The organism is Paraburkholderia sp. BL10I2N1 (assembly GCF_004361815.1).
Taxonomy (GTDB): Bacteria; Pseudomonadota; Gammaproteobacteria; order Burkholderiales; family Burkholderiaceae; genus Paraburkholderia.
The window spans coordinates 4,265,862-4,290,765 of the sequence record NZ_SNWA01000001.1 but is presented as its reverse complement, the minus strand read 5'-3'; the positions used below and the strand labels follow the sequence as shown (position 1 = coordinate 4,290,765).

The following is a 24,904-nucleotide window of genomic DNA, read 5'->3' as shown; positions in this document are numbered from 1 at the left end:
AACCGGTTGCGCAGTGGTTCATGAGCGCCAGCCGAGCGCGGCGCCAAACAGGCCCGCGACGCAAACCAGCGCCGATACGGTGCACACGAGCCAGAAGTACACGCGGCGGGGCCGCCGCGCGGCAGGCAACGCTACTATGCTCAACGAGATCAGCAAGCCGACTACGAGCGGCAGCATCAATGCGTTGACGACCTGCGCTGCAACGTTCAACAGGACGAGGTCGGGCGCCAGCCAGACAACCAGTGCGCTGAGCGCGAGAGCGGCGGCATAGACGCCGTAAAACCACGGTGCGTGCGAGGGCCGCCCGTCGAGCGAGCGACTGTAGCCGGCAACTTCGCCCAGACCCCACGCCAGCGCCAGTGAGCAGACGATGCTGGCCACGAGCGAGGCCCCGAGCACGCCGGCGCTGAAGAGCAGTCGCCCGACTTGCCAGCCGGCGATACCTGACAGCGCCGTGCTGATTTCGCCCACGCTTTGCAGGCCATGCTGTGGTCCCGTGCTCGATAGCGTCGTGGCGGCCGCGACGAGAATGGCCGCCGTCAGAGATTGCGTGAGCACGGCGCCAACCGCCGTTTCAACGCGTGCCGAAGGATAGTCGCTCGCAGTGAGCTTCTTGTCGGCAATCGCCGCCTGCTGATAGAAGACCATCCACGGATTGAATGTCGCGCCAATGAGCGCGGCGGAAAGCCACGCGAACTGAGGATGCGCAAAGGGAATGTCACGCAACTGCCCGGCCAGCGCCCTGATACTCGGGTGGGCGTGCCAGGCGACCGCGAAAAAACTCAGCTCAAAGGTTCCGATGGCGATGGCCACCCTGTCGACACGTCGATGCGAGCCGGTGAGGATCACCGCCAGCAGGATCACGACAGCCAGGGGCAGCGTCATGTTGCGCGAGACGCCGTACATTTCACCTACGCCTGCGACACCCGTGAATTCGGTAATCAGCGAACCCATCACGGCAACGACGAGTCCCAGGGCAGATATCCAGCCCCACGTCGGGCCGAACCGTTTGCGGATCAGTTGGCCATGGCCTTGTCCCGTGAAAATGCCAAGGCGCACGCTGAGTTCCTGAACCATGTAAAGCAGGGGAACGAGAGCGAAGAGTACCGGCAGCAGGCGAATGCCCCATTGAGCGCCGCTCTGCGCGGCGGTGACGACATTGCCGGCGTCACAGTCGGCAAGCATGACGAGCAGACCCGGGCCCCAGGCTGCGCTTGCGCGCAGCATGTCGCACGTCTTTCTTTTCAGCAGCAGCGAGCCACGCATGGATGTCGGCAGCGGTCAGGAGGGGAGACGGGCGGCGAGGGATTGTAGCGCGTGGGATGCCGTCCCGGCTCCAGTTCCGGTTCCGGTCCCGGCTCAGGCGCTGGGCCTGAACAGCGGGCATGGGAAGTAGCGCCGCCGCACAGCGCCAGACCATGACCGACCGGCCTTCTCCATGGGCGAGGCGCCTCAGTCCCGCGTATCGGTGTGCCAGTTAGCGCGCCATCAGGGCGACGGTCCCGAGACCGAGTATGGTCATCAGAAGCGAACTGCCGACATGAATCGCGATCTCCCCGGCAGCCCAGCCGAGCCGTCCCTGTTGCAGGTGGCTGACAACTTCCGCGGAAAAGGTGGAGAACGTCGAAAGCCCGCCCATCAATCCGGTAATCACGAAGAGCCGCCATTCGGGGGCGATACCCGGATAGCGCCCGAACACTGCGATTGCAACGCCGATGATGTAACCCGCGATGATGTTCGACGCAAGAGTGCCGAACGGCAGAAGGGGAAATACGGTGTTCAGACGCACACCGAGAATCCAGCGCAGCAGCGAACCGAGCGCGCCGCCGATTCCGACGGCAAAGATAGACAGATACATCGTTGTTAAAGTCCTTGGCGGAGGTCGATAAACCGGGCTGCGCAGGCGCGGCGCTGCCTTGCGCGGGTTCCCGGGCGAGGGCAGGCATCATCAGCCACGACGGCGGTTCAAGGACAACGGAGAATGCCATCTCCGGCCGGGAGTCTATCATCGGCGGTCGTCCGCAGCGATAGCGCGCGCCGGTTCCGCGTTGCACCATGCGATGGATGGCGGTGAACTAGAATGAAGCGTCAGGCGCCGCCGATATGGCGCTGTCTGTCAGGCTTTTGCACAACCGGCTCTCGCTGGAGGCCGCCATGAAAGGCTACCAACTCACGTTTTACACCGAGCAGAGCCGCAGGCATGGGCGTCAGTCCGTGGTCGAATGGCTGCTTGCGAAGGCGAAGCAGGTCGGCATCCATGGCTCGACGGTCATCACGGCCACCGAAGGTGTCAGTCACGCGGGCGTCCATCACGCCGCGCGCTTCTTCGAGTTGACCGACCAGCCGCTGCAGGTGATTTTCGCAGTCACCGAAATCGAGGCCCAATTGATGTTCGATGCGATCCAGCGCGAAAACGTCCACGTGTTTTATACGCGCTGCCCGATCGAGTTCGGCATGCTTGGCGCCGATGAACCGGCGCGGCGCAAGGTGAAACGCTTTTCGCTGCTGCATCGTTTTCACCGCGCGGCCACCTGAGTTCCGTGCTGCCGCGCCGGCGTGTGGGTCGCGCGGTATGGCGCGATGTCACTCGCGGGGCTTCAGCCGACGCTTTCGCGCTCCGGCATCGACGTGATCTGGTGAATCGACAGGTCGGCTCCGTTGAACTCATCTTCCCGATCGAGCCGCAGGCCGACGGTCACGCGGATCAAGCCGTACACGGCAGCGCCGCCGGCCGTCGCGACCACGATGCCGCCCAGCGTGCCGACGATCTGCGCGCCGAGAGAGACGCCGCCAAGTCCACCCAGCGCGTGCAGTCCGAAGATCCCGGCGGCGATACCGCCCCATGCGCCGCACAGCCCGTGCAGCGGCCACACGCCGAGAACATCGTCAATGCGCATGCGGTTCTGGACGCAGGTGAACATGTAGACGAACAGCGCGCCCGCAATACCACCTGTCACAAGCGCACCAAGCGGGTGCATGATGTCCGAGCCGGCGCAGACGGCGACGAGTCCGGCAAGCGGCCCGTTGTACGTGAAGCCGGGGTCGTTACGCCCGGCGAGCCAGGCGGTCAGCGTGCCGCCGACCATCGCCATCAGCGAATTGACGGCCACGAGGCCGCTGATCTTGTCGATCGTCTGCGCGCTCATCACGTTGAAGCCGAACCAGCCGACCGTCAGTACCCACGCGCCGAGCGCAAGGAACGGGATGTTGGAGGGCGGATGGGCGGCGATTCGGCCGTCACGGTGATAGCGGCCATGACGCGCGCCGAGCAGCACGACGGCCGGTAGCGCGATCCACCCGCCGAACGCATGCACCACGACAGAGCCGGCGAAATCGTGAAAGGGCGCGCCAAACGTCTGGCTAACCCACGCCTGCACGCCGAACCGGTTATTCCACACGATGCCTTCGAAGAACGGATAGATGAAGCCGACCAGCACGAACGTCGCGAACAACTGCGGATTGAACTTCGAGCGCTCTGCAATCCCGCCCGACACGATCGCCGGAATCGCCGCGGCGAATGTCAACAGGAAGAAAAAGCGCACCAGCGCGTAGCCGTTGTGGGCCGCGAGCACATCGGCGGGATCGAAGAACCGCACGCCGTAAGCGATCGTATAGCCGATGAAGAAATAAGCGATAGTCGAGACCGAAAAGTCGACCAGAATCTTGACCAGAGCGTTGACCTGATTCTTCTTGCGGACCGTGCCGAGTTCGAGAAACGCGAAGCCTGCGTGCATCGCAAGCACCATTGCGGCGCCGAGTAGCAGAAAGAGCGTGTCGGTTCCGGCCTTTAAACTTTCCATCTGAAATCCTGCTGTGCGCAAAAAGCGGGCATGGAACGCAAGAAGCGGGCCAAATCGGGGCGAAACGTCTGTCGGAGGTGCCAAAGTGCACTGGATTGGGTTATCCGGGGTTGTGTGCAATTTTTTTCGGAAGCCTTTACTCACTCTTGAGCGCACCTGCGTGGTGCGTATGCATTAAAGGTGGGATTTTGGGCTGTTGACGATCGCGCTTTCGGTGCATGCGGCGCCCGGTCCCGATATTGCGAAGTTGCCGGCAGGCGTGCTGAAAGCTGGCGGAGCGGGCTTTGTCTTCCGTCCGAAACGCCGACATAATGTGCGTCCCGGGGCGGCGTCCGTCTTGTCCGGACTTTTGGCGCGCGCATGAAACTGACCACCAAAGGGCTGTTGCTGATTGCGATTCCCGCTGTGTTCGAGCTTGTGCTATTGATGGGCATCATCAAGGCGCAGGCCGACGCAACGGAGGCACAGCGTTGGGCGCTGCATAGTCAGGATCTGCTGCGCCAGACCACGGCGATCCTCCAGCCGGTGCAGCTCGAGTCGGTGCGCCTGCGCGGTGATGTGATTTCGGGCGAACCTGGCGGCGCGGCCCCGATTGCGTTGTGGATGGACCTCGACCGGCGCATCGACCGTCTGGCCGAACTGGTTGCCGATAACCCGTCGCAGGTCGAGCGTGCCGTGCAGATCCGTCAGGCGGTGCAGGCTTACCGGCGCTGGTCCGACGCGGTAGAAGATCTGCTGAGTGCGGGGCGCCGACGCGATGTGCTGGACCGTTTTAGCGATCCGAAGTCCGATGATGTGCTCGATCGCGTGCAAACCCAGATTGCCGCCTTCCAGTCGGAAGAACGCCGCCTCGACGAAGAGCGGATGAGTGCGGCTGAAACGGCCCGTGAGCGTCAGCAAATGCTGGTCGTGGCCGCGGTGATCGGCTCCATCGTGTTTGTTGCCGTGGCGTTCGGCCTGCTTGCGCGCGGTGTGCGCGGCCGGCTGGCGTTACTGTCGGAGAGCGCTCGCCGGCTCGCGCAGAACGAGCCGCTTGCTGAACCTCTGCCCGGTACTGACGAAGTTGCGCGGCTCGACCTGACTCTTCACGACACCAGTCGGCGTCTGCTTGAGGCTGAACGGCTGAAGGCCCGCTTCCAGACCGATCTTGCCCGGCGTGCTGGTGAACTTGCCCGCATCAACGAAACGCTGCGCCAGCAGACGCAGGAAAACGAGATGTTCGTCTACAGCGTGTCGCACGATCTGCGCTCGCCGCTTGTCAACCTGCAGGGCTTTTCGAAGGAACTGATTCACGTGTGCGGCGACCTCCGTCGAGCCGTGCGCGAGTCTTCGCTGACAGACGTGCAGCGCGCGCGCATCGAGCGCCTGATCGACGAAGACATCAGTGAGGCGCTGCGTTATCTGCAGACCGCGGTGCTGCGTGCGTCGCACATCATCGACGCGTTGTTGCGCCTGTCGCGCGTAGGGCGGGTCGAGTACAACCAGCAGCAGGTCGAGGTGGCCGACATCGTGCAGCGCGTGATCGACGCGATGCGGATGTCGATCCGTGCGCGCGGCGCCCGGATCGTCGTGCACGACTTGCCGCCGGTATGGGGAGACCCTATCGCGCTCGAGCAGGTGTTTGCCAACCTGATCGGCAACGCGGTCAACTATCTTAGCCCGTCACGCGAAGGGCGCGTGGAGATCGGCACGACGCCCGCACCGCCAGGTGTGCGTTCGCTGTGCATTTTCTACGTGAGGGACAACGGCCTCGGGATTCCGGAGATCGCTTTGCCGCGGCTTTTCAGCGCCTTTCAGCGGCTGCATGGCAACGTCGCGCCTGGAGAAGGGATCGGACTGGCGCTGGTGCGCCGTGTCGTGGAACGGCACGGTGGCCGCGTGTGGGCGGAATCGACGGAAGGTGTGGGAACGACGTTTTACGTGTCGTTGCCCGAAGCGGCCTCGCGGATCGTACCGCGCGATCTGCTCGACGTCGTCGGTTCGGGGGAAGCCCGGCCGTGAGAACCCGGCCGGAGCCCGCTTGAGGCGCAATCAGCGCGACGGCAAGCGTAACAATCCACACTCTGTGAGTTCCATTGAAAGACCGTCCAAAAATCGAGCGACCCGTATAGGAAGGCGTGTTTCTCGCGGACATCAGGCAGGTCATCAAGGCGTGATTGCCAACGGGAAGGGAGTCGCGGGCTGCGAGGCGAGGGCTGCAGCCCGGACGATGCGGCATTACAACTCGATGCGGGTGCCGAGCAGCACGAGGAACTGGCGAATCCATTCCGGGTGGGCCGGCCACGCGGGCGCTGTCACGAACGGCGCGTCGGTAATGGCGGCATCGATGGGAATGTCCGCGTATTCGCCGCCCGCCAGTTTGACTTCTGGCGCGCAGGCGGGGTAGGCGGAGATCCGCTTGCCGCGGATCACGTCGGCGGCCGCGAGCAGTTGTGCCGCATGGCAGACTGCCGCGATCGGTTTGTTCGCTTCTGCAAACTGGCGGACGATGTCGATCACTTTCTGGTTGAGGCGCAGGTATTCAGGCGCGCGTCCGCCCGCAATGGCGAGGGCGTCGTACTGGGTCGGGTCGACGTCGTCGAACGATGCGTTCAGCGCGAACTGGTGGCCGGGCTTCTCGGTGTAGGTCTGATCGCCTTCGAAGTCGTGAATCGCGGTTTTCACACGGTCGCCGGCCTTCTTGCCCGGACAGACGGCGTCGACCACGTGGCCGATCGCCTGTAGTGCCTGAAACGGCACCATCGTTTCGTAATCCTCGGCGAAGTCGCCGGTCAGGAACAGGATTTTCTTTGCTGCCATCGCATGCCTCCAGTCAAAGGTGGAACACATCGAACGTTCACGCAGTCTACTCCACGGTGTTTGACAGAACGGCGACCGGTTGGGGCATGACACAGATCGAATGACGCACGTTCCAGGCGCGCGATGCCACAGCGCTCGCCGCCCTGTTTCGCGATGCGGTCATGCAACTGACGGGCACCTGTTACGACACAGCGGCGCGCCTCGCGTGGGCATCGGCGGCAGGCGAAGCCGACGCATTTGCAGTCACGCGCGACGGCGTATGATTGAGGCGTTTTCGCATGCAAAAGCCGCTCGACGCGGCTCCCCCTCGACGATGACCTCCATCACATGCCACCCTGTGTTTCGGCGCACGGCCTTTGCGTTTGCGTTGCTGGCTGCGCTCGCCGCATGCCAGAAGAACGACGCTTCGGCGGGACAGGCCGACAGCAAACTCAACGACGTCGCGCAGGCCGCGGGCCAGAAGCTCGATCAGGCCGCGAGCTACGTCGGCCAGCAGGTCGATGCAACGCGTTCGGCGGCCAAACAGAACCTCGGCACGGCTGCCTCGGCACCGTCGATCAAGATCGATCCTGCTGCAATGGCTTCGTCTGCCCAGGCCAATTTCCAGGGCGCGGCCAGCGCGACGAGCGCAGCGATCGACCACGCTGCCTCGATGACCGGCGCTGGTCTCCAGACGGCCGGGCGTAAGCTGCAACAGTGGTCGGGACAGAACACAGGGGCTTCCTCGTCGACCGCGGCCTCGGTTTCCGCCGCGACGTCGGCCGATACGAGCGACGCCCAGAAGCAAATGGACAAGTGAGAACGATTTGACGCCGTCATTAAATGTAATTACTATGGTTACACATTGTCGCCGGGTGGGTTCGCTGTGAACACGAGTAGCCGGTTTGCGTTTGCCGTTCATGTGCTCGCGCTGTTGTCGCAACAGGACGGTGTGCCGCTCTCGTCGGAGATGATCGCGGGCAGCGTCAATACGAATCCGGTGTTGATCCGGCGTCTGCTCGCGATGCTGTCCGAGGCGGGGCTCACCACTTCGCAGCTTGGCGCAGGCGGCGGCGCGCTGCTTGCGCGCGCGCCGGAAGACATCACGCTGCTGGAGGTCTATCGCGCGGTCGACGATGCGCAACTCTTCGCGATGCATCGGGAGGAGCCGAATCCGGCGTGTGTGGTCGGGCGGAATATTCAGGCGGTGCTGCGCGGCATCATCGACGACGCGCAGCAGGCGATGGAGGCCTCGCTCGCTTCGCGCACGGTGGCGGACGCCACCGCCGATGTCGAGCGGGTGGAGCGGCAGCGCGAACGAAAAAAGCGTGTGCGTGCCTGAAGCGCGGACAGGCCGGCGTCTGTTTCAGCGAAAATTTCGCTGGAACATGCGCTGGAGGTGAACTGGGGGCCAAGCCCCTCTTTTTTCCGGCATATATGTAATCAATTGAGTTACATATATGCATTCCATGGGGGTACTGAAATGAACAAGACACTCAAAATCGCATTGTTAGGCGCCACCGGGATGATCGGTTCGCGCATCGCGGCGGAGGCGGCGCGCCGCGGGCACCAGGTGACGGCGCTGTCGCGTAATCCCGAGCGCGTAAGCGCGGATATCCCGAACCTCACGGCGGCAAAGGCGGATGTGCTCGATGCAGCCAGCGTCGCTGATGCGGTGCGCGGTCATGATGTCGTGGCGAGCGCCTATGCTCCGCCGCAAGGGGAGGTTGGGGGCGTCGTGGCGGCGTCGAGGGCGCTGGTCGAAGGGGTGCGCCGGGCCGGATTGAAGCGCCTCGTGGTGGTCGGAGGTGCAGGTTCGCTCGAAGTTGCGCCTGGCAAGCAACTGGTCGACACAGAGGGCTTCCCGGATGCCTACAAGCCCGTGGCGCTCGCCCACCGCGACGCGCTCACGTACTACCGCACAGTGACCGACCTCGACTGGACCTTTTTCGCTCCGGCCGCGCTGATCGCTCCCGGAGAGCGCACCGGCACGTTCCGCACAGGCGCGAACGCACTGATCACTGACGCCGGCGGCAACAGCCGTATCTCCGCCGAAGACTACGCGATTGCGTTCGTCGATGAGCTGGAACAAGGCCGCTTTGTCCGGCAGATCGCGACGCTTGCTTACTGACGGCTGACCTTGGCGGTGCGCGCAGGCGTGATATTCCTGAGCACTTGAGAGGTCGAAAGGCGGCGCAGGCGGGTTCGTCGTGTTCGCCTGCACCGCAAGCGTCCTAACATTCGGTTACGCATGCGAACGCGTCTTGCCCGTAACTGCGGCTACACTGGCATGTCCCGTTCTGTCTCCGAATCCGATGAAGTCATGCCCGTCGCGGCGTGAATCCGGGGGCGCGCCGTCTGCTGGCGCGCCACCGGCTGTTCGCGCCGCATACCAGTCCCCCCGTCGCCATCGCGCTTTTGCACGCGCGGTATCTTTGCTCGCCCGGCCGTGTGAGGGGGCGGGGTGGTCCGGGTGGTTCGCATGGGCTGCCGGCGCGTGGCTGGCCGTGGCGGTCTGCGCTGTCTGTCTTGGCCTGTCGCCCGGGCTCGCGCGTGCGGCCGGCACGCCCGTGATTCCTGCGCTGCAGAGCCTGATCAATAGCGCGACCGTGTCGTCAGCCTCCAGCGCACGGGGGGGATCGGCGGCGGAAGCGGCATCGGCGCCGTCGCCGGCCAGCCAGGCCGAACTGGCGCATTCGCTCGACGACGTCATCACGACGCTCGATAACGACCATCAACGCGCCGCGCTGGTCGCCCAGCTGAAAAAGTTCCGCGACGTTTCGCGAACCGTCGGACCCGCCGCGCCCGCGCAGCCAAGCCCTGGCCTGCTGGGCGCGATCGCGTCGGGGATCGCGTCGGTCGAGGCCGACGTCAACAACGGTCACACGCCGCTGCGCTACTGGTCTGGACGCCTCAACGCGGCGGGCAACGAGTTGTATACGATCGTCACGAGTCAGGGGCGCGAGTCGTTCGGCCGCGTGCTGCTCGACATGTTTGCGATGCTGGCTGGCTGGGGCGCCTGCGCCGCGGGGCTCATCTACCTGCAGCACTGGCTGTATGCCCGCTTTAGCATCGTCTACGAACTGGACCCCAACCCGACCACGCGCGAACTGCTGATTTTTGCGCTGCGGCGCGTCGGCCCCTGGATTGTCGCTTTCGTCGCCGCGTTACTGTTCGCCCGCGCGATGCCGGATGCCCTGGGTCGTACCCTTGGCACGGTGATCGCCTATGCGATCGTCGCCGGCGCGGTGTTTTCAGCGATCTGCCTCATCATGTTTTCGTTGTTCGGCTCAGGCCACCGGCGCGTTGCCGTGAGGCTGCTGCTCGTGCGCGGCCGCCGGCTGCTGTTCGTGATCGGCATATGCGGCGCGTTGGGCGACGCCGCGGTGAATTACGATGTCGCGCATCAACTGGGCTCGAATCTCGCGGGGTTGGTCTCGACGGTCGCGAACATGTCCGCAGCACTCCTGACCGGATATTTCGCTCTTGCATTCCGCCGCCCGATTGCGCATCTGATCCGCAACCGGTCGTACGAACAGCGGCACGGCCACAAGGCTGCGACCGACGCGTTCGATGTGCTCGCCTCCCTCTGGCATGTGCCGATGCTGATGCTCGCGACGGTCTCGGTCATCGCGACGATAGCGGGCATCGGCACGAGCGAGAACGTGCTGCAGATTTCGGTCGTCACCGCGCTGCTGCTGGTGCTGGCTTTCTTCCTGAGCGCGATCGTGTTTCGCGTGACGCGCCCCGGCGATGCCCGGCGGCGCCGGCGCTCGCCTTACGTCACGCGGCTGCTGCGGTTCGTCGGCACGTTGCTGGTGCTGTTCATCTGGCTTGCGTTCTTTGAGTTTGCGGCGCGGCTCTGGGATATCTCGCTGGCGCAGGCTGTCGAGGAAAGCGTGACCGCGCGCGGCATCGCGCACGCGGTGACGGCGATCATCGCGACGGTATTCCTCGCATGGCTTGTCTGGATTCTCGTCGACACGGCGATTCTCGAAGCGCTGAATCCGAGCGGCCCACGCATCAAGGGGCGCAATCCCAGCATGCGCGCGCGGACGATGCTGCCGCTCATCCGTAATGCCTTGCTCGTGACGATCCTGACAATCGCGGGGATCGTGACGGCAGCGAATCTCGGCATCAACGTGACGCCGCTGCTCGCCGGCGCGGGTGTGATCGGCCTTGCGATCGGCTTCGGCGCGCAGTCGCTCGTGACTGACCTGATCACCGGCCTTTTCATCATTATTGAAGACACCATTTCGGTCGGGGACTGGATCGACGTCGATGGCGGACACGCGGGCACCGTCGAGCACCTGACGATCCGCACCGTGCGTCTGCGGGACGGGCAGGGCGCGATTCACGCAATTCCGTTCTCGCAGATCAAGATCGTGAAGAACCTGTCGCGCGATTTCGCGTATGCGGTGTTCGAAGTGCGCGTGCCGTTCTCGGCGGACGTCGACCACGTGACTCGCCTGATCCGCGAAGTGGGCGCAGACCTGATGGCCGACTTTCGCTACCGGCGCGAAATGCTGGGATCGGTGGAAGTGTGGGGGCTCGACCGTTTCGACCCGAACTGGATGGTCGTCAAAGGGCAGATCAAGACCCGGCCGCTGCAGCAGTGGAGCGTTGCACGGGCCTTCAACCTTCGGCTCAAGCGCAAGATGGACGAGGCGGGCATCGAGATTCCCGTGCCGCAGATGCGTGTCTATACGTCGGCGGCGGACAGCGAAGGTCTGGAGGTTGCCGAGGACGACGTAGAGACGCGCATGGCCGCGCGATCACAGGCCGCGGGTGGTTCCGCGACGCCGGCGCAGACTGTCGCGCCAGCCGTGCGCGACGTGTCACACGCGCCGCGTCCGGCGCCGCCATCGACGGGGGAATCCGCGCCGGTCGCCCCGCAGATCCCCACCGCCGGCGAGCCGGGCAGAAGCTAGGGAGCCGGACGATCGCGCGACCGGCGTTGCTTACGCGCTGACGCGCTGGTCCGCGAGGCGCACGAAGTCGTTCACATGCGTCGCGAGTTGCGTGCCCGGCACGCCGTACAGATGCAGCGAAATGGCGGGCGCGTCGCTCGCGTTGCCAAGCCGGTGAATGCCGGCGTAGCCGGCGCGCGTGAACGAAACCGCGCCGCGCGCGCGAGGATGCGCGCGTACTTCGCTCGCGCACTGGTCCGCCGCGATCCAGCCGTAGATATTTTCCGTGAGCGTGCCATCGATCACCGCGTAACCGCACCACGTGTGATGCGCGTGGACGCGGCTCGCCTGTCCGGGCATCCAGACGAGCGCAGCGACGGCGTAGCGGCCAAGCGAATCGGCCGCGAGCAGGTGACGTCGGTACGAATCGGCAGCCCCTTCGCGCTGGGCAGACGTGAGCAGTGAGGCGTCCACGGCGGCCTCGGCCAGCGCCGCACGGACGCTGCGTGCGAAGGCCGGCTGATGCGATGGTTCGTCGGCTTGCGCGGACCGCTCGAAGGCCAGCTCGAGCGTGCGGCACAGGCGTTCCAGTGCGGTGGGCTGCGCGAATGCGTGAGATGTTTGCGACAGCAGACGGGCGTCGCCACCGGAAGATCGAACGGGGGCGGCACGGTCGAGAGCGTACAGGTTGGCGGCGTGGTTCATGGGGTGTTGGAATCTTTGTTCTGTGGTGATCGGACAACGTTATTTATACCGGTTTGCATGGAGAAAGAGTTTCCATATAATTTCCTGAGAAGCCTGAAAAGTAGAATAATTTTCTATTGGGGTGGCTCATGGGAATGGACCTCATTGATCGGAAGCTGCTGGAACTGCTTCAGGAAGATGCGACGATGCCGATCGCCGAACTGGCGCAACGGGTGAACCTGTCGCAGACGCCATGCTGGAAACGGGTACAGCGTCTCAAGGATGCGGGTGTGATCCGGGCGCAGGTGGCGCTATGCGATCCGCGCAAGCTGGGAGTGGGTACGACGGTGTTCGTCGCGGTGCGCACGAACCAGCATACGGAAGCATGGGCGCAGGAGTTCACGCGGGCCGTACAGGGCATTCCTGAAGTGGTCGAGGTGTACAGGATGAGCGGTGAGACCGATTACCTGTTGCGCGTAGTCGTCTCGGATATCGACGACTATGACCGCGTCTACAAACTGCTGATCCGGGCGGTGCCGCTTTATGACGTCAGTTCCAGTTTCGCGATGGAGCAGATCAAATATTCGACGGCGTTGCCCGTTCGCTACAACGGCTGAGCCTTGTTGTATAAGGAAAATCTTTTGGTCGATGGCGAAGAGGGCGCAAGGAGAGTGCAAGGCACGTGGGCGTAGAATGCCGGCTTTCTCCATAAAACCCGCGAACTGGGTGCTCTCCATGAACGATCCGCGCAAGAAGAACCCGACCTTTGGCATTGCTGTCTTCATTGTGGTCGCGGTGATGCTGGTGATCGCAACGCTGTTCTATAACGCGATCAGGGAAAAGCGCGATTTCGATGAACAAAACACGCCTGCCCCCGCCGCGGCGTCAGTGTCGACGACCACAGGTCCGACAGGGGGAACCGGCGCGTCGCAATGACGTGCGGGCCCACGCGCTGGTCAATAATCGCCTGCCTTGCAGATTTCTAGTCTTCGGGCAGACGGATGACGCTCGCGTCCTTGCGGATCAGGTACGACGCCACGACCATTTGTTTGCATTGGTGCGCAAGCAGTTTCAGTTCGTGAACCGAGTCCGCGGAATAGCCGGGCGACTGCTCTGCTGCAACGACCATCGTGTCGAGTTCGCGTGTCAATTGCTTCGTGACGTCGGACTGGTCTTGCGGCGGAGGTGTGCCGGCCTCCGCCTCGGCCAGGTTCTCGCGAACGACGGTCAATGCCCGTTGCTGTGGCTGCAGCGACACGCTGACATGTAGTTGCGCAGACGTGCGCAGTAGCGGCGCGGCCGCCGTGATCTGTGATGCGAGCACGTGACTGCGCACCAGCAGATCGTTGAGTTCGGGCACGAACTTCTGCACGGATTTCGGTTCGAGCATCATCCGCTGGAACGCTTGTCCGAGATTTGCAAACGCTACGTGAACATTCTTGCGCGCGAGACGGTAGCGGTAGTCACGGTCGAGCGCGCTGGCGGCAGCCGTGGCCGCGGGCGTGGCTGCGGTGGCCGGCGCTGTCCTCGCGGACACCGGGGCGACGGCGGATCTCACGTCGCCCGCTGCGGCCTGATCGAGCGTCGCTGTGCCGCCACCTCCATTCAACGTCGCTTCCGCCAGCGCAACCATCGGCGTCAGCGCACCGGCTTCAGTCACGGTGTCGGGCGGGATGGCTGCGCTGGCGGAAGCAGGCCGGCCGCTCCACCACCAGCTGGCTTCCAGATACTGCCGGGTGGCTGCAATCATGTCATTGACGAGCTTGCCCATCAGCCGGTATTCCCAATACGGGAACAGGTGGCTGGCCGCGATCGCGATGGCGCAACCGACCACCGTATCGATCGCGCGCTCACCGATGATGTGCAGGCTGCCGGGCGCAAGCAGATGAAACATCAGCAGCACGTACGATGATGTAAAGACGACGCTTGCCGTGTAGTTGAAGAGCAGCAGGCTGTAGCTCATCACCATCGACGCGAACATCACCACGAGCAGGACGTGCGGCTCCTTGACGAAGACGATCAGCGCGATACTGGCTGCGCAGCCGATCGTCGTGCCGACTATCCGCTGCCCGTTACGCTGCTTGGTCAGCGAATAGCCGGGCTTCAGGATGATGACGGTTGTCATCACGATCCAGTAGGCATTCGTCAGCGGCAGCAGGCGCCCGAGCCAGAAACCGACGGCCACGGCGATCGTTACGCGCAGTGCGTGGCGAAAGCTCGGCGAGGCCATCGTCAGATTCGAGAAAATCTGCCGGTACGGCACACGGCGGCTCGAGATGAAACGCGACAGCGCCTGGTCGAGGCGCAGTTCGGTTTCCGTCACGTCGGCCTCGCTGGAGAGGCTTTTGCGCATCTTGTCGATGAGGCGCGTCGAACTCCATACGCGTCGGAAGCTGGCGGACACCGCCGCATATGCTTCCGGATTCTTCTTGGGCAGATCGTTCTTGCGCATCAACTCGATCTCGTATTCGATCGCGCGCAGTTCGGCCTTCAGGTTCACGCGGGCGCGCGGCGGACGGTTTTGCAGCACCGCGAGTCCGATGTCTTCGAGGTCCGCTGCGGCCTTGCGCATCAGGTCGCGATAGAAAACCAGCAGGTCCGAGGCGCCGAACGTAGTGCGCACGAGCGGATAGTCCGTGTGGGAGCCGACGAACAGCTCGTGCAGATCGACCGTATTGATGAACAGGTTGAAAAGTGCCGCGCGGCGCCCGTCCAGCTTGCCGCTCTTGAGCTTGGGCAGGTTGCGCAGCACGATGTCGCGTGCGGCGTCCTGACGTTCTACAGCGGCGATCTGCCTCGCGACCAGATTGCGATAGCACTCGTCGAGGTCATTGTCGAGATCGTAGAAGTCCGCGCGCGAGGCCAGGTAGTCTGCGCAGGCGAATACGCTTTCGGCGAGCGCCTGCTGTTCGATGCGGTGCATCTGCCAGCGGCTCACGATGGTTGCCCAGTAGGTGTACCAGAGCCCGCCCAGCAGGATCCACGACGCGTTCTGGAGCGCCTGCAGCGGCGTGAAATGCTCTTCAAGCGTCATGATCATCATGAAGAGCGTCGCGAAGCTGATCTGCGGCCAGCGGTTGCTGTACACGACGATCAGCGAGAGCACGAACGTGAGCGGCACGACCGTACACCACAGGGCGACCGCATTGACCGTGGCGAGCCCCGTGGCAAGCGCCGACAGAAAGCCGATCACGCTGCAGGCGAGCATCTCGTTGTGCTTGTACTTGAGCGGCCCTGGCATGTCGACCACGCAGGCGCCGAGTGCGCCCGTCGCGATCGTGAACCCCAGCTCACGGTTATGGAACACGATGAGACAGAGGACGGCCGGCAACGATACGCCGACCGCGATACGCAGTCCGCCGTAAAAGTACTGGCTATACAGAAATTTCTTGATTTCGACCGAATAGCGCATCGAATGCCTGGGTTTTTCCTGGGTCCGTTGGCGAAAAAAGCGATTGAGGGACAGGCTCAAGCTGGGTCGAGTCTAACTGATTTTGGCCGTGTTCTGACCTCGTCCGTCTGGCCTGGTTCTGTGCCGTCGATGCCTTTGCTATGCTGTCGCCACAATGTCGTTTGCGGCCCGGGTTTGACGAGGCGCCGCTGTTTCCATAGGCCCCATGCTCCAGCTCTTCTATTCGAACCGGTACGAGATTCTCGTTTCCGCACTGCTTGACGATCTGTCCGCCGCGCCGTCCGACCCATGGACTGCGCAACCTGTCATCGTCCCGAGTGCGGCCGTGCGGCGCCGGCTTGAACTCGATATCGCGAGGCAGCATGGCGTGTGTGCCAACGTCAACTTTCGTTACCTCGCGCAATGGCTGTGGGCACAGATTGGCGGCGTGATTCCGGTGCCCGTGCATTCACCCTTTGCACCGGACCGGCTGGTATGGCGCTGCTACAGGCTGCTGGGCGAGGAGGGCGAGGGCGCGCCATGGAACGCGTCGCCCCGCTTGCGCAGCTATCTCGACGCCGCCGATGCGCCAATGCGCTACGAACTCGCGCGGCGTGTGGCCACCGTGCTGGATCACTACCTGACGTATCGCCCGGAGTGGCTGACGCAATGGCAGTCGGGCGGCTCGATCTTCGCCGGCGTGTCGGGTGGGGCAGGTGCCGCGAACGACAAGGGCCCACGGTTGACTGGCGGCAGCGAGGTCACGCGCGAGGACGAACAATGGCAAGCCGCGCTGTGGCGCGCGCTGCTGGCGGAGGTTGGGGGAGATGCGCAATCGCTTGCCGCCGCAACGCCGCCTGCCTACCGGTTTCTCGACGAAGTGCGCACGCTCGATCTCGATACGGTGGCGCGGGCGAACTGGCCCGAGGCCGTCAGCGTGTTCGCGCTGCCGACGATGCCGCCGCTGCACGTCGCACTGCTGCGCGAACTGTCGCGCTGGGTCGATGTGCGTCTCTATGTGATGAACCCGTGTCGCGAATTCTGGTTCGACATCGTCAGCGAAGGCCGGGTCGAGTTGCTCGACGCAACTGGACAACTCGATTACCAGGAAGTCGGTCATCCGCTGCTGGCGGAATGGGGCAGGCAGACGCAGGCGCAGTTGCACATGTTGCACGAACTGACCGAGAGCGCGGCGTCGAGCGAAACCTCGTATTTCATCGAGAACCCTGCGCCGAGCTGGCTCGCCAGCGTGCAGAACGCAATCCTCGATTTGCGGGACGAGCAGGAAAGCGAGCCGCCTGTCGAGCAGGGGATCGAGGTTCATGTCTGTCATAGCCTGTCGCGCCAGCTCGAAGTGCTGCATGATCGTCTGCTCGGCTGGTTCGACGAGTTCGACGACCTTCAACCGTCCGATGTGCTCGTCGCGTTCCCGGATCTCGGCGCGGCCGGCCCGCTGATCGATGCAGTGTTCGGCACGGCGCCCGCTGGCGACACGCGGCGCATTCCCTATCGCATCACCGGCCTGCCGCCGTCGCAGGCCAATCCAGTCGCGCGCGTCCTGCTCGATTGGCTCGCGTTGCCTGAGCGTAGCGTGGGTGCACCGGACCTGATCGAATGGCTGCGTGTGGATGCGATCGCGGCGCGCTACGGTATCGATGCGCCTGCGCTCGAAGCTGCGCAGGAATGGCTGGCGTCTGCGGGCGCGCGGCGCGGGCTCGCACCCGTCGAGCCGGAACATGAAGCGGTGCCGGTCGCGCGTCATACATTTGCCGATGCCCTCACGCGGCTCTTTCTCGGGTATGCGATGCCGGACGGCGGCGAGCCTGTCGATGCGTGGCTGCCCGTCGAAGGCGCCGATGGCTCGGACGCGGATCTGCTCGGTCGGCTTTCGAGTTTCGTCGACGATATCGATGCCTTCGCGCGCCTTTGCGAAGCGGAGCACACGCCGGTCGAATGGAGCCAGCTATTGCTCGAAACGCTCGGCCGGTGCTTCGACGCAGGGGTTAAGTTTGCGGATTCGCTGGCCGATGTGCGCGACGCGCTCGACGCCATGAGTGAAGCGATGCGCGCCGGTGCTGAAGAGGTAGCGTTGCCGGCAGCGGTGGTGCGCACGGCGCTCGCAGAAGCGCTCGATGACCCTGCACGCGGCGGCGTGCCATGGGGGAGCGTCACGTTCTCGTCGCTGACGAGCCTGCGCGGCTTGCCGTATCGCGTCGTGTGTCTGCTCGGCATGGACGATGGCGTGCTGCCGAGCCTCGCACGTGCGGACGAGTTCGATCTGATGGCGGTGTTCGGCAAACCGGGCGACCGTCAACGCCGCGACGACGAGCGCAACCTGTTCCTCGACCTTCTGCTTGCTGCTCGCGACCGTCTGTTGATCGCCTATACCGGACGTAGTATCCGCGATAACGCGCCGTTGCCACCGGCCGCGCTCGTCGACGAGTTGCTCGACCATCTGGCGCGGGAGTCGGCAGGGCTTCGCGCCGCGCCGGCTGAAGTCGACGCGGCGCGGCGGGCATTCATCGTCGAGCATCCATTGCAGCCGTTCGCGTCGGACTATTTCGACGCCCGGCGGGGCCTCTTCACATACGATGCGGATCGCGCGGAACTTGCCGGCTTGCTGGCCGCTCCACAGGGCGCGCCTGCTTCGGCGTTCTTTGCTCAACCTTTACCTGCCGAACATATAGCACCGGTTGCGTTCGACGATTTCGTCCGTTTCTGGCGCCATCCGGCGCGCGCGCTGCTGCGCGACCGGCTTGGCATCGTGCTGTCTGATGCGCAGGGTGAATTGCTCGACACCGAGCCGTTCGAACTCGACTACGCGGGCCGCGATGCGCTCGCTGACCGGTTACTCCCGGGATTGCTGGATCGCGATCTGGACGAGGGCGCCATCGACCGCGCTCGCCGCATCGCGCAGGCGAGCCCCGAACTGCCGGGCGGCGCGACTGGCGCGGTCTGGCGCGCCCGTGAGCTTGGCGCGTTGCGTCAACTGGCGGACAGCGTGCGGCGAGAAGTGGCGGCAGGCGTCGAGCGCGCGCCGTTCGCGCTCGATATCCGGCCGCGCTGGCCTGACACGGTCGATGCGCCGCTGTTCGGCCCATATGACTCAGCGTTGCGCGCAGCGGCCGAAGAAGCGCCGCTACAACTGCACGGTACGCTCAACCTGCTGACGGAAAACGGCCAGGTGATGTTTCGATATGCCCGGCCAACGGCGCGCGACTATCTTTCTGCGTGGCTCGCGCACCTCGTCTATTGCGCGACGCATCCGTCAGGCCCGCGGCGCACGGTGTGGCACGGTAGTGGCGAAACGTTCGAACTTGCGCCGGTTGCAGCTCCACTCGAAGAACTGGCGCCGCTCGCTGCGTTGTTCCGGGCAGGCCGAATGATGCCGCTGCGCTTCTTCCCAAAAAGCGCATGGGCGAAAGTGAGGGTTGGCGATGCGGCAGCGCAGGGCGCCTGGATCAACGATCGCGTACGCGGCGAATCCGACGATTCCTCGCTTCGCATCGCATTGCGAGGCACGCCGATGACACTCGACGAGCCGTTCGGCGCGCTGGCCTCGATCGTGTTCAAGCCGCTCCTCGGACATCTGCGGAGTGCGTCATGAGCGGCACGATGGGGACGCATGCAACGGCCACGCGGGAACTCGACGTGTTCGCCTGTCCGCTGGACGGTGTGAACCAGATCGAGGCATCTGCGGGAACGGGCAAGACATGGAATATCTGCGCGCTATACGTGCGGCTGCTGCTCGAGAAGAATTTCAATGCCGACCAGATTCTCGTCGTCACCTTCACGAAGGCGGCAACCGCGGAACTGCACGAGCGTATTCGCGGGCGGCTGACCGAGTTGCAGCGTGCGATCGAGACGGATGACGACGGCGGCGATCCGTTCATCGCGCAGCTGTTCGAAACGACGCTTGCGCCTGAAGGAGGCATCGATCGCCAGGCGGCAGCGAAGGTTGTGCGCCGGGCGCTGCGTACTTTCGACCAGGCGGCGATTCACACCATTCACGCGTTCTGTCAGCGCGCGTTGCAGGAAGCGCCGTTCGCGGCTGCCATGCCGTTTGCGTTCGAAATGGAAGCGGATGATGCGTCGCTGCGGTTCGAGCTTGCCGCGGATTTCTGGCGCGAACGCGTCGAACCGGTAGCGGCCGCGCATCCGGCGTTCGCTGCCTGGCTGGTGGCGAAGGGGGCAGGGCCAGCATCATTGGACCAGCAACTGGCCCGGCGCCTCAAAAAGCCGCTGGCGCAACTGCGGTGGGGCGGCACCGATGCCGCTAAGACCGGCGGCACGGCCGACACGCAAACCCGCTTCGACACCGCACGCGAGCTCTGGCGTGCGGAACGCGATGCGATTGCGAGTCTGCTCGAAGAATCGCAGGACCGCCTGAGCAAAACGTCGCACAAGCCGGACGCACTAAGTGCGGCGATTGCGGCGTGGACCGCGTATTTCGCCGGCGACGACGCCCATGCACCGCCTCCGCGTGAGGCATTGAAGCTGACTGCGTCCGCGCTGAAGAAAGCGACGAAGGTCAAGTTCGAGCCGCCCGAACACCCATTCTTCGCTTTGGCAGATGAGCTGGCGGCCGCGGTCGTGGCGGCCGAGGCGGCACAGCGTGCCCGCTGGCTCATGCTCGTGCAGACATGGCTCGAAACCGCGCCAGCCGAACTCGCGGCACGCAAGCGTACGCGTCGCGTGGTGTCGTTCGATGACCTGCTGTCGAATCTGTATCAAGCGCTCACCGCTCATTCGTGGCTCGCCGACGCGTTGCGCGCCCGCTATCCCGCCGCGTTGATCGACGAGTTCCAGGACACCGACCCGCTGCAGTTTGCGATCTTCGATCGCATCTTCGCGCCGGCCGGACCATTGTTTCTTGTCGGCGATCCCAAACAGGCGATCTACAGTTTCCGTGCTGCCGATCTGCATACCTATCTCGCCGCACGCGACGCTGCGTCCGCGCGCTACACGCTGGCAGTCAATCAGCGCTCGACGCAGCCGGTGGTCGTTGCCTGCAACCGCATCTTCGAAGCGAATCCGCAGGCGTTCGTGCTGGAAGGGCTCGCTTATCAGCCGGTTCGCGCCGGCAAGCGGCAACGTCAGCCATTCATCGATTCACGCGGGCAGAGCGGCGACTTTCGCATCTGGATGCTGCCGGATGGCGAGCGTGCGCTGACGAAGCGCGAAGCGCAGCGGCAGGCCGGTGAGGCCTGCGCCGCGGAGATCGTGCGCCTGTTGCGCGGGGCGCGCGAGGGCACGGTAGCGATCGGCAATACACCACTCAAACCCGGCAACATCGCGGTGCTCGTGCAGACGCACCGCCAGGGAAGCCTGATCAAACGCGTGCTGGCAAGCTGGGGTGTTGGCAGCGTCGAACTGGCTCAGGCGTCCGTGTTCGGAACGCTCGATGCCGAACAGATCGAGCGCGTTCTGGCCGCTGTCGATACACCCGGCGATCTGCGCCGTTTGCGCGCCGCGCTCGCCACCGACTGGCTTGGCCTCGATGCGGCCGCGTTGTGGCGGCTCGCACAGATGACGGACGCGCCATCGTCTGCAGACGATCCCGCCCATGCCGGCGACGCGATGAACTGGGTCGAGCGCTTCTCGCGCTATCGCACGCTATGGCGCGAGCGCGGTTTTGCCGTAATGTGGCGCACCTTGATGCGCGAGCTTCGGGTCGCCCAACGGCTTGTCTCAAGGCAAGACGGTGAGCGGCGCCTGACTGACGTGAACCATCTCGCCGAACTCATCCAGGCGCGCGCCGCGACGCAGCCCGGCATCGCACCTACATTGCGCTGGCTGGCTGCACAGCGCGCCCAGGGCGGCGGCGAAGAGGCACAACTGCGTCTCGAATCGGACCGCAATCTGGTGCAGATCGTGACCGTCCACAAGTCGAAGGGCCTGGAGTACGCGGTCGTGTTCTGCCCGTTCCTCAACGACGGTTCGTTGCGTGATCCTCCGTCGTCGGGTTTGCCCGATGCACGTGAGTATCACGACGATGAAGGCGCGGCTGTCCTGCATTACGGCTGCGACGATGACGAAGCCGGGCGGGCCCAGCGCCATGCCGCCCGTGAACAGGCGGCCGAAAGGGCGCGCCTCGTCTACGTGGCTTTGACCCGCGCGGTCTATCGCTGTTATCTGGTTGGCGGGGTCTATCTGTCGTCGCGTTCGACGAAAGAGTCGCGCCGCAGTGTGCTCAACTGGCTGGTCGCGGGCAAAGGCCATGAGTTCGACAACTGGCGCTCCGATCCGCCCGATGAAAGCATGTTGTCCGACCGATGGCATGCACTGGCAGGTGGCCCGGTGTCGATCGAGGCGCTACCTCCCGTCACGCGCAGGGTGCCGCTCGAAAGCGGGCAGATCGACAGCGCAGGCATGCAGGCGCGTATGAACCGGCGCCTGCTACGCGACCAATGGAGGATGGCGAGTTTCAGCGGACTGGTGGCAGCGGGTGCGCGCAGCGAGGAGTTTGCTGCGCCTGTCGAAGAGGCGCGTCCCGACCATGATGAGATCGCGGACGCAGTCTCCGGGCCGACACTCCTCGTCGCGCCGCGTCCGGCGCATGCACCCGACGACATCCTGGCTTTCCCGCGTGGAGCAGCGGCCGGCGAATGTCTGCACCTGATGTTCGAACTGGCCGACTTCGCCAGCCGGGAGACATGGCCGAAAGCAATCGCTCGCGCGTTGCGCGAGCGCCCCGCGCAAGCGGTGCCCGAACTCGCGCAGCGGATGCCGGCGATGATGCACAACCTGCTGGCGGACGTCGTCGCAACCGAACTCGTGCCGGGGATGACGCTTGCCGCGCTGAACCCGAAGCGGCGTCTCAACGAACTTGAATTTCTCTTTCCTGCGACCGCGCTCGATTTCCCGGCGTTGCGCGAACTGCTGCTTGCACACGGCTACCCCGACGTTGCACTGGAGCCGGGCGTGCTGCGTGGTTTCGTCAAAGGGTTTATCGACATGATCGTCGAGCACGACGGCCGCTACTGGGTCGTCGACTGGAAGTCGAATCATCTTGGCGATACACCTGAAGACTACGGTGCCGCGTCGCTCGAGACCGCTATGGCCAGTCACGCCTATCACCTTCAGGCGCTGCTTTATATCGTCGCGCTGCATCGCTATCTGCGTGCGCGTGTACGCGGCTACACGTATGAGACGCACATCGGCGGCTATCTGTATCTGTTCGTGCGCGGGGTGCGTCCTGCGTGGAGGGATGTCGAAGGCACAGCGGGCGTGCACGCACGCCTGCCTTCGGCGGCACTGATTTTCGCGCTTAACGCGCTGATGGACGGAGACGCGGCATGAGTACGTTCGACCTGGCGCCGCTCGACATTGAAGTCTCACTTCCTACACCGGCGGATTTCAGTACGGCCCTTGCGGAAGGATTCGCGCGACGACTCGGCATCCTGACGAAACGTCTTGGCGGCGGGGCAATGAGTGTGCGCTGGGCACAACGCACGGCATTCGCAATCAGCCGCGCAACGGGCGAAGGGCATGTCTGCGTGCCGCTGCACGTGTTGGCCGACCGCTACGAGGCTTCCGTCGAGGAGGTGCGCGAAGCGTTGTTCGCGAGCGGCGTCGCTTGCGACGGAGTGGCGGAAGCGGCGGCACTCCGACCGCTGGTCGTCGATCGGCAGGGACGGATCTACCTTGCGCGCTACTACGACTACGAGCGGCGCCTCGCGCGCTCGCTTGTCGCGCACGCTCGTGGAGACGGTGCGCGCGATGTTGACCCGCAGGCTGCCTCTGGTTCTGGCGGCAACGGAGAGACCGACGATCCGTCAGCGCTCCGCGCCCGGTTGCTCCGCTACTTCGGCGTACCTCGGGACGCCGCCGTCGACTGGCAGCGCGTGGCGGCGGTGATGGCGCTATCCGGCAGGCTGACGGTGGTGAGCGGCGGCCCGGGAACCGGCAAGACGACGACGGTGACGGGCGTCCTTGCCTGCCTGCTCGATGCCTCGCCGGACTTGCGAATCGCGCTCGCCGCACCGACGGGCAAGGCGGCACAGCGCATGCAGGAAGCGCTGCTCGGCCGTGCGGGTGATCTGCCGCCCGATATCGTCGCCCGGCTGCCGCAGACCTCGTACACATTGCACCGGCTCCTTGGGAGCGGGCCTGGCGGTCGCTTCCGGCATCACCGGGACAACCCGTTGCCCTACGATGTGATCGTGATCGACGAAGCGTCGATGATCGACGTCGCGATGGCTGCTCATCTGCTCGATGCGATCGCGCCGCAGACGCGTCTCGTGTTGCTCGGCGACAAGGATCAGCTCGCGGCAGTCGAAGCCGGCGCCGTGTTCGCCGAACTCAGCGCGCAGCCGGCATTCAGCGCAAAGGGCACCGCAAGGGTTGCAGCGGCATTGGGCATCAACGCATCTCAGCTTGCGGCATCGCTGCCGGTTGCCGAGGCGAGCACGCCTGACCCGCTGCCGCCTGGCGACGATCTTTTCGCCGACGCAACTCATGGAGAACGGACAGCCATCGCAAGTCCGCAGCAAAACCGCGAACCGGCCGCACTCGCTGACGCCGTCGTCTGGCTTGAGCGCAACTACCGCTTTGGCCTGGAATCGCCGATCGGACAGCTCTCGCTGGCGATCCGGCGCGGCGATCCACAGGCCGCGCTCGCGACCTTGACTCCCGACCCGGGAGGTCCATGCGCCGCAGCATTCTACGAAGACCCGGGGCCGGCTCCAGGGGATCGCACTATCGCAAGACTCGCGAACGGCTTTGCCCTTTATGCGGAAGCGCTCTCTGTGGCGCTTGCCTCGACCATACCGGAGCCGGCTCCGCTTTTCGATGCGCTGAACCGCTTTCGTGTTCTGTGTGCGACGCGCTCGGGTCTGCGCGGTGTCGATCAGATCAACGCGCTGATGGCCGCGCAGATACGCCGCGTGGCGCGCGTGCCGCTGGCAGTCGGCGCCAGCTGGTTTGCGGGCCGGCCTGTGATGGTTACGCGCAACGATTACGCGCTTGGACTCTTCAATGGTGACATCGGGATTGCGCTGCCGGGCGAAGACGGTGTGCTACGTGTGTATTTCCGTTCGGGCGACGGCAGTCTGCGGGCTGTATCGCCCGCGGCGCTGCCGCCGCACGATACGGCGTTCGCGCTGACGGTCCACAAGTCGCAAGGCTCGGAGTTCGAACACGCGGCGCTGATGCTGCCTTCGGCGTTCAGCCGCGTGCTGTCGCGTGAACTGGTCTATACGGCGATTACACGAGCGCGTGAGCGAGTCGAAGTGATCGGCTCACGCGCGGTGCTGGCGCAGGCGATCGTGACGCCTACGCAGCGCGACTCCGGCCTCGCGGCGCGCATTGCCGAGGCCATGGAGCGTGTGGGATGACAC

Annotated in this window: 17 protein-coding genes and 1 riboswitch; of the genes, 11 read left to right on the top strand and 6 right to left on the bottom strand. The window is 64.5% G+C overall.

The window, feature by feature from the left end:
* Positions 1–18: 18 nt before the first annotated feature.
* Positions 19–1,266 carry a divalent metal cation transporter gene (locus B0G77_RS20010; RefSeq protein WP_133663684.1) on the bottom strand — a complete coding sequence of 416 codons (1,248 nt, stop codon included), beginning with the start codon at positions 1,264–1,266 and terminating at the stop codon, positions 19–21.
* Between the two features lie 211 nt (positions 1,267–1,477).
* A complete protein-coding gene (gene crcB / locus B0G77_RS20005) occupies positions 1,478–1,858 on the bottom strand; it encodes a fluoride efflux transporter CrcB (RefSeq protein ID WP_133663683.1) in 381 nt (126 codons plus the stop codon).
* Between the two features lie 74 nt (positions 1,859–1,932).
* A riboswitch (Fluoride riboswitch) is annotated at positions 1,933–2,001 on the bottom strand.
* A gap of 153 nt (positions 2,002–2,154) precedes the next feature.
* On the opposite strand from crcB, the gene B0G77_RS20000 reads away from it, so the two are divergent.
* Positions 2,155–2,535, top strand: coding sequence for a DUF190 domain-containing protein (locus B0G77_RS20000; protein ID WP_133663682.1), 381 nt, complete (start codon positions 2,155–2,157; stop codon positions 2,533–2,535).
* 62 nt (positions 2,536–2,597) lie between these two features.
* Here the strand turns inward: B0G77_RS20000 and B0G77_RS19995 are convergent, their stop codons facing one another.
* A complete protein-coding gene (locus B0G77_RS19995) occupies positions 2,598–3,800 on the bottom strand; it encodes an ammonium transporter (protein WP_133663681.1) in 1,203 nt (400 codons plus the stop codon).
* 360 nt (positions 3,801–4,160) lie between these two features.
* Here B0G77_RS19995 and B0G77_RS19990 point away from each other — a divergent pair, with 360 nt between their 5' ends.
* Positions 4,161–5,801 carry a sensor histidine kinase gene (locus tag B0G77_RS19990; RefSeq protein WP_133663680.1) on the top strand — a complete coding sequence of 547 codons (1,641 nt, stop codon included), beginning with the start codon at positions 4,161–4,163 and terminating at the stop codon, positions 5,799–5,801.
* 216 nt (positions 5,802–6,017) lie between these two features.
* Here the strand turns inward: B0G77_RS19990 and B0G77_RS19985 are convergent, their stop codons facing one another.
* Positions 6,018–6,599 (bottom strand): DJ-1/PfpI family protein, encoded by a 582-nt coding sequence (locus tag B0G77_RS19985; RefSeq protein ID WP_133663679.1) that lies wholly within the window; start codon positions 6,597–6,599, stop codon positions 6,018–6,020.
* Positions 6,600–6,912: 313 nt separating this feature from the next.
* Here B0G77_RS19985 and B0G77_RS19980 point away from each other — a divergent pair, with 313 nt between their 5' ends.
* The 4 genes from B0G77_RS19980 to B0G77_RS19965 all read left to right on the top strand — a co-directional run bounded on the left by B0G77_RS19980 (position 6,913) and on the right by B0G77_RS19965 (position 11,509).
* Positions 6,913–7,398 (top strand): hypothetical protein, encoded by a 486-nt coding sequence (locus B0G77_RS19980; RefSeq protein ID WP_133663678.1) that lies wholly within the window; start codon positions 6,913–6,915, stop codon positions 7,396–7,398.
* Between the two features lie 66 nt (positions 7,399–7,464).
* Positions 7,465–7,920, top strand: coding sequence for an Rrf2 family transcriptional regulator (locus B0G77_RS19975; protein WP_133663677.1), 456 nt, complete (start codon positions 7,465–7,467; stop codon positions 7,918–7,920).
* Between the two features lie 141 nt (positions 7,921–8,061).
* Entirely contained in the window at positions 8,062–8,709 is a 648-nt protein-coding gene (locus B0G77_RS19970) for an NAD(P)-dependent oxidoreductase (RefSeq protein WP_133663676.1), read from the top strand.
* Positions 8,710–8,893: 184 nt separating this feature from the next.
* The gene (locus tag B0G77_RS19965) at positions 8,894–11,509 is read left to right on the top strand and encodes a mechanosensitive ion channel family protein (RefSeq protein ID WP_133663675.1); all 2,616 of its coding nucleotides are present in this window, start codon (positions 8,894–8,896) and stop codon (positions 11,507–11,509) included.
* A 30-nt stretch (positions 11,510–11,539) separates the two neighbouring features.
* Here the strand turns inward: B0G77_RS19965 and B0G77_RS19960 are convergent, their stop codons facing one another.
* The gene (locus B0G77_RS19960) at positions 11,540–12,193 is read right to left on the bottom strand and encodes a cysteine dioxygenase family protein (protein WP_133663674.1); all 654 of its coding nucleotides are present in this window, start codon (positions 12,191–12,193) and stop codon (positions 11,540–11,542) included.
* Positions 12,194–12,321: 128 nt separating this feature from the next.
* Here B0G77_RS19960 and B0G77_RS19955 point away from each other — a divergent pair, with 128 nt between their 5' ends.
* The gene (locus tag B0G77_RS19955; RefSeq protein WP_133663673.1) at positions 12,322–12,789 is read left to right on the top strand and encodes an Lrp/AsnC family transcriptional regulator; all 468 of its coding nucleotides are present in this window, start codon (positions 12,322–12,324) and stop codon (positions 12,787–12,789) included.
* Positions 12,790–12,907: 118 nt separating this feature from the next.
* Positions 12,908–13,108, top strand: coding sequence for a hypothetical protein (locus B0G77_RS19950; protein WP_133663672.1), 201 nt, complete (start codon positions 12,908–12,910; stop codon positions 13,106–13,108).
* 46 nt (positions 13,109–13,154) lie between these two features.
* Here B0G77_RS19950 and B0G77_RS19945 read toward each other — a convergent pair whose 3' ends face one another.
* Positions 13,155–15,584, bottom strand: coding sequence for an FUSC family membrane protein (locus tag B0G77_RS19945; RefSeq protein ID WP_133663671.1), 2,430 nt, complete (start codon positions 15,582–15,584; stop codon positions 13,155–13,157).
* A gap of 205 nt (positions 15,585–15,789) precedes the next feature.
* Between B0G77_RS19945 and recC the strand changes: the two genes are divergently transcribed.
* The 3 genes from recC to recD are packed head-to-tail and all read left to right on the top strand — an operon-like array spanning position 15,790 to position 24,901.
* Positions 15,790–19,170, top strand: coding sequence for an exodeoxyribonuclease V subunit gamma (recC, locus tag B0G77_RS19940; RefSeq protein ID WP_133663670.1), 3,381 nt, complete (start codon positions 15,790–15,792; stop codon positions 19,168–19,170).
* Positions 19,167–22,865: an exodeoxyribonuclease V subunit beta gene (recB, locus tag B0G77_RS19935; RefSeq protein WP_133663669.1), complete on the top strand. Its 3,699-nt coding sequence runs from the start codon at positions 19,167–19,169 to the stop codon at positions 22,863–22,865. The genes recC and recB overlap by 4 nt, the downstream gene beginning before the upstream one ends.
* A complete protein-coding gene (gene recD, locus B0G77_RS19930; RefSeq protein ID WP_133663668.1) occupies positions 22,862–24,901 on the top strand; it encodes an exodeoxyribonuclease V subunit alpha in 2,040 nt (679 codons plus the stop codon). Before recB ends, recD begins: the two co-directional genes overlap by 4 nt.
* Positions 24,902–24,904: the final 3 nt, after the last annotated feature.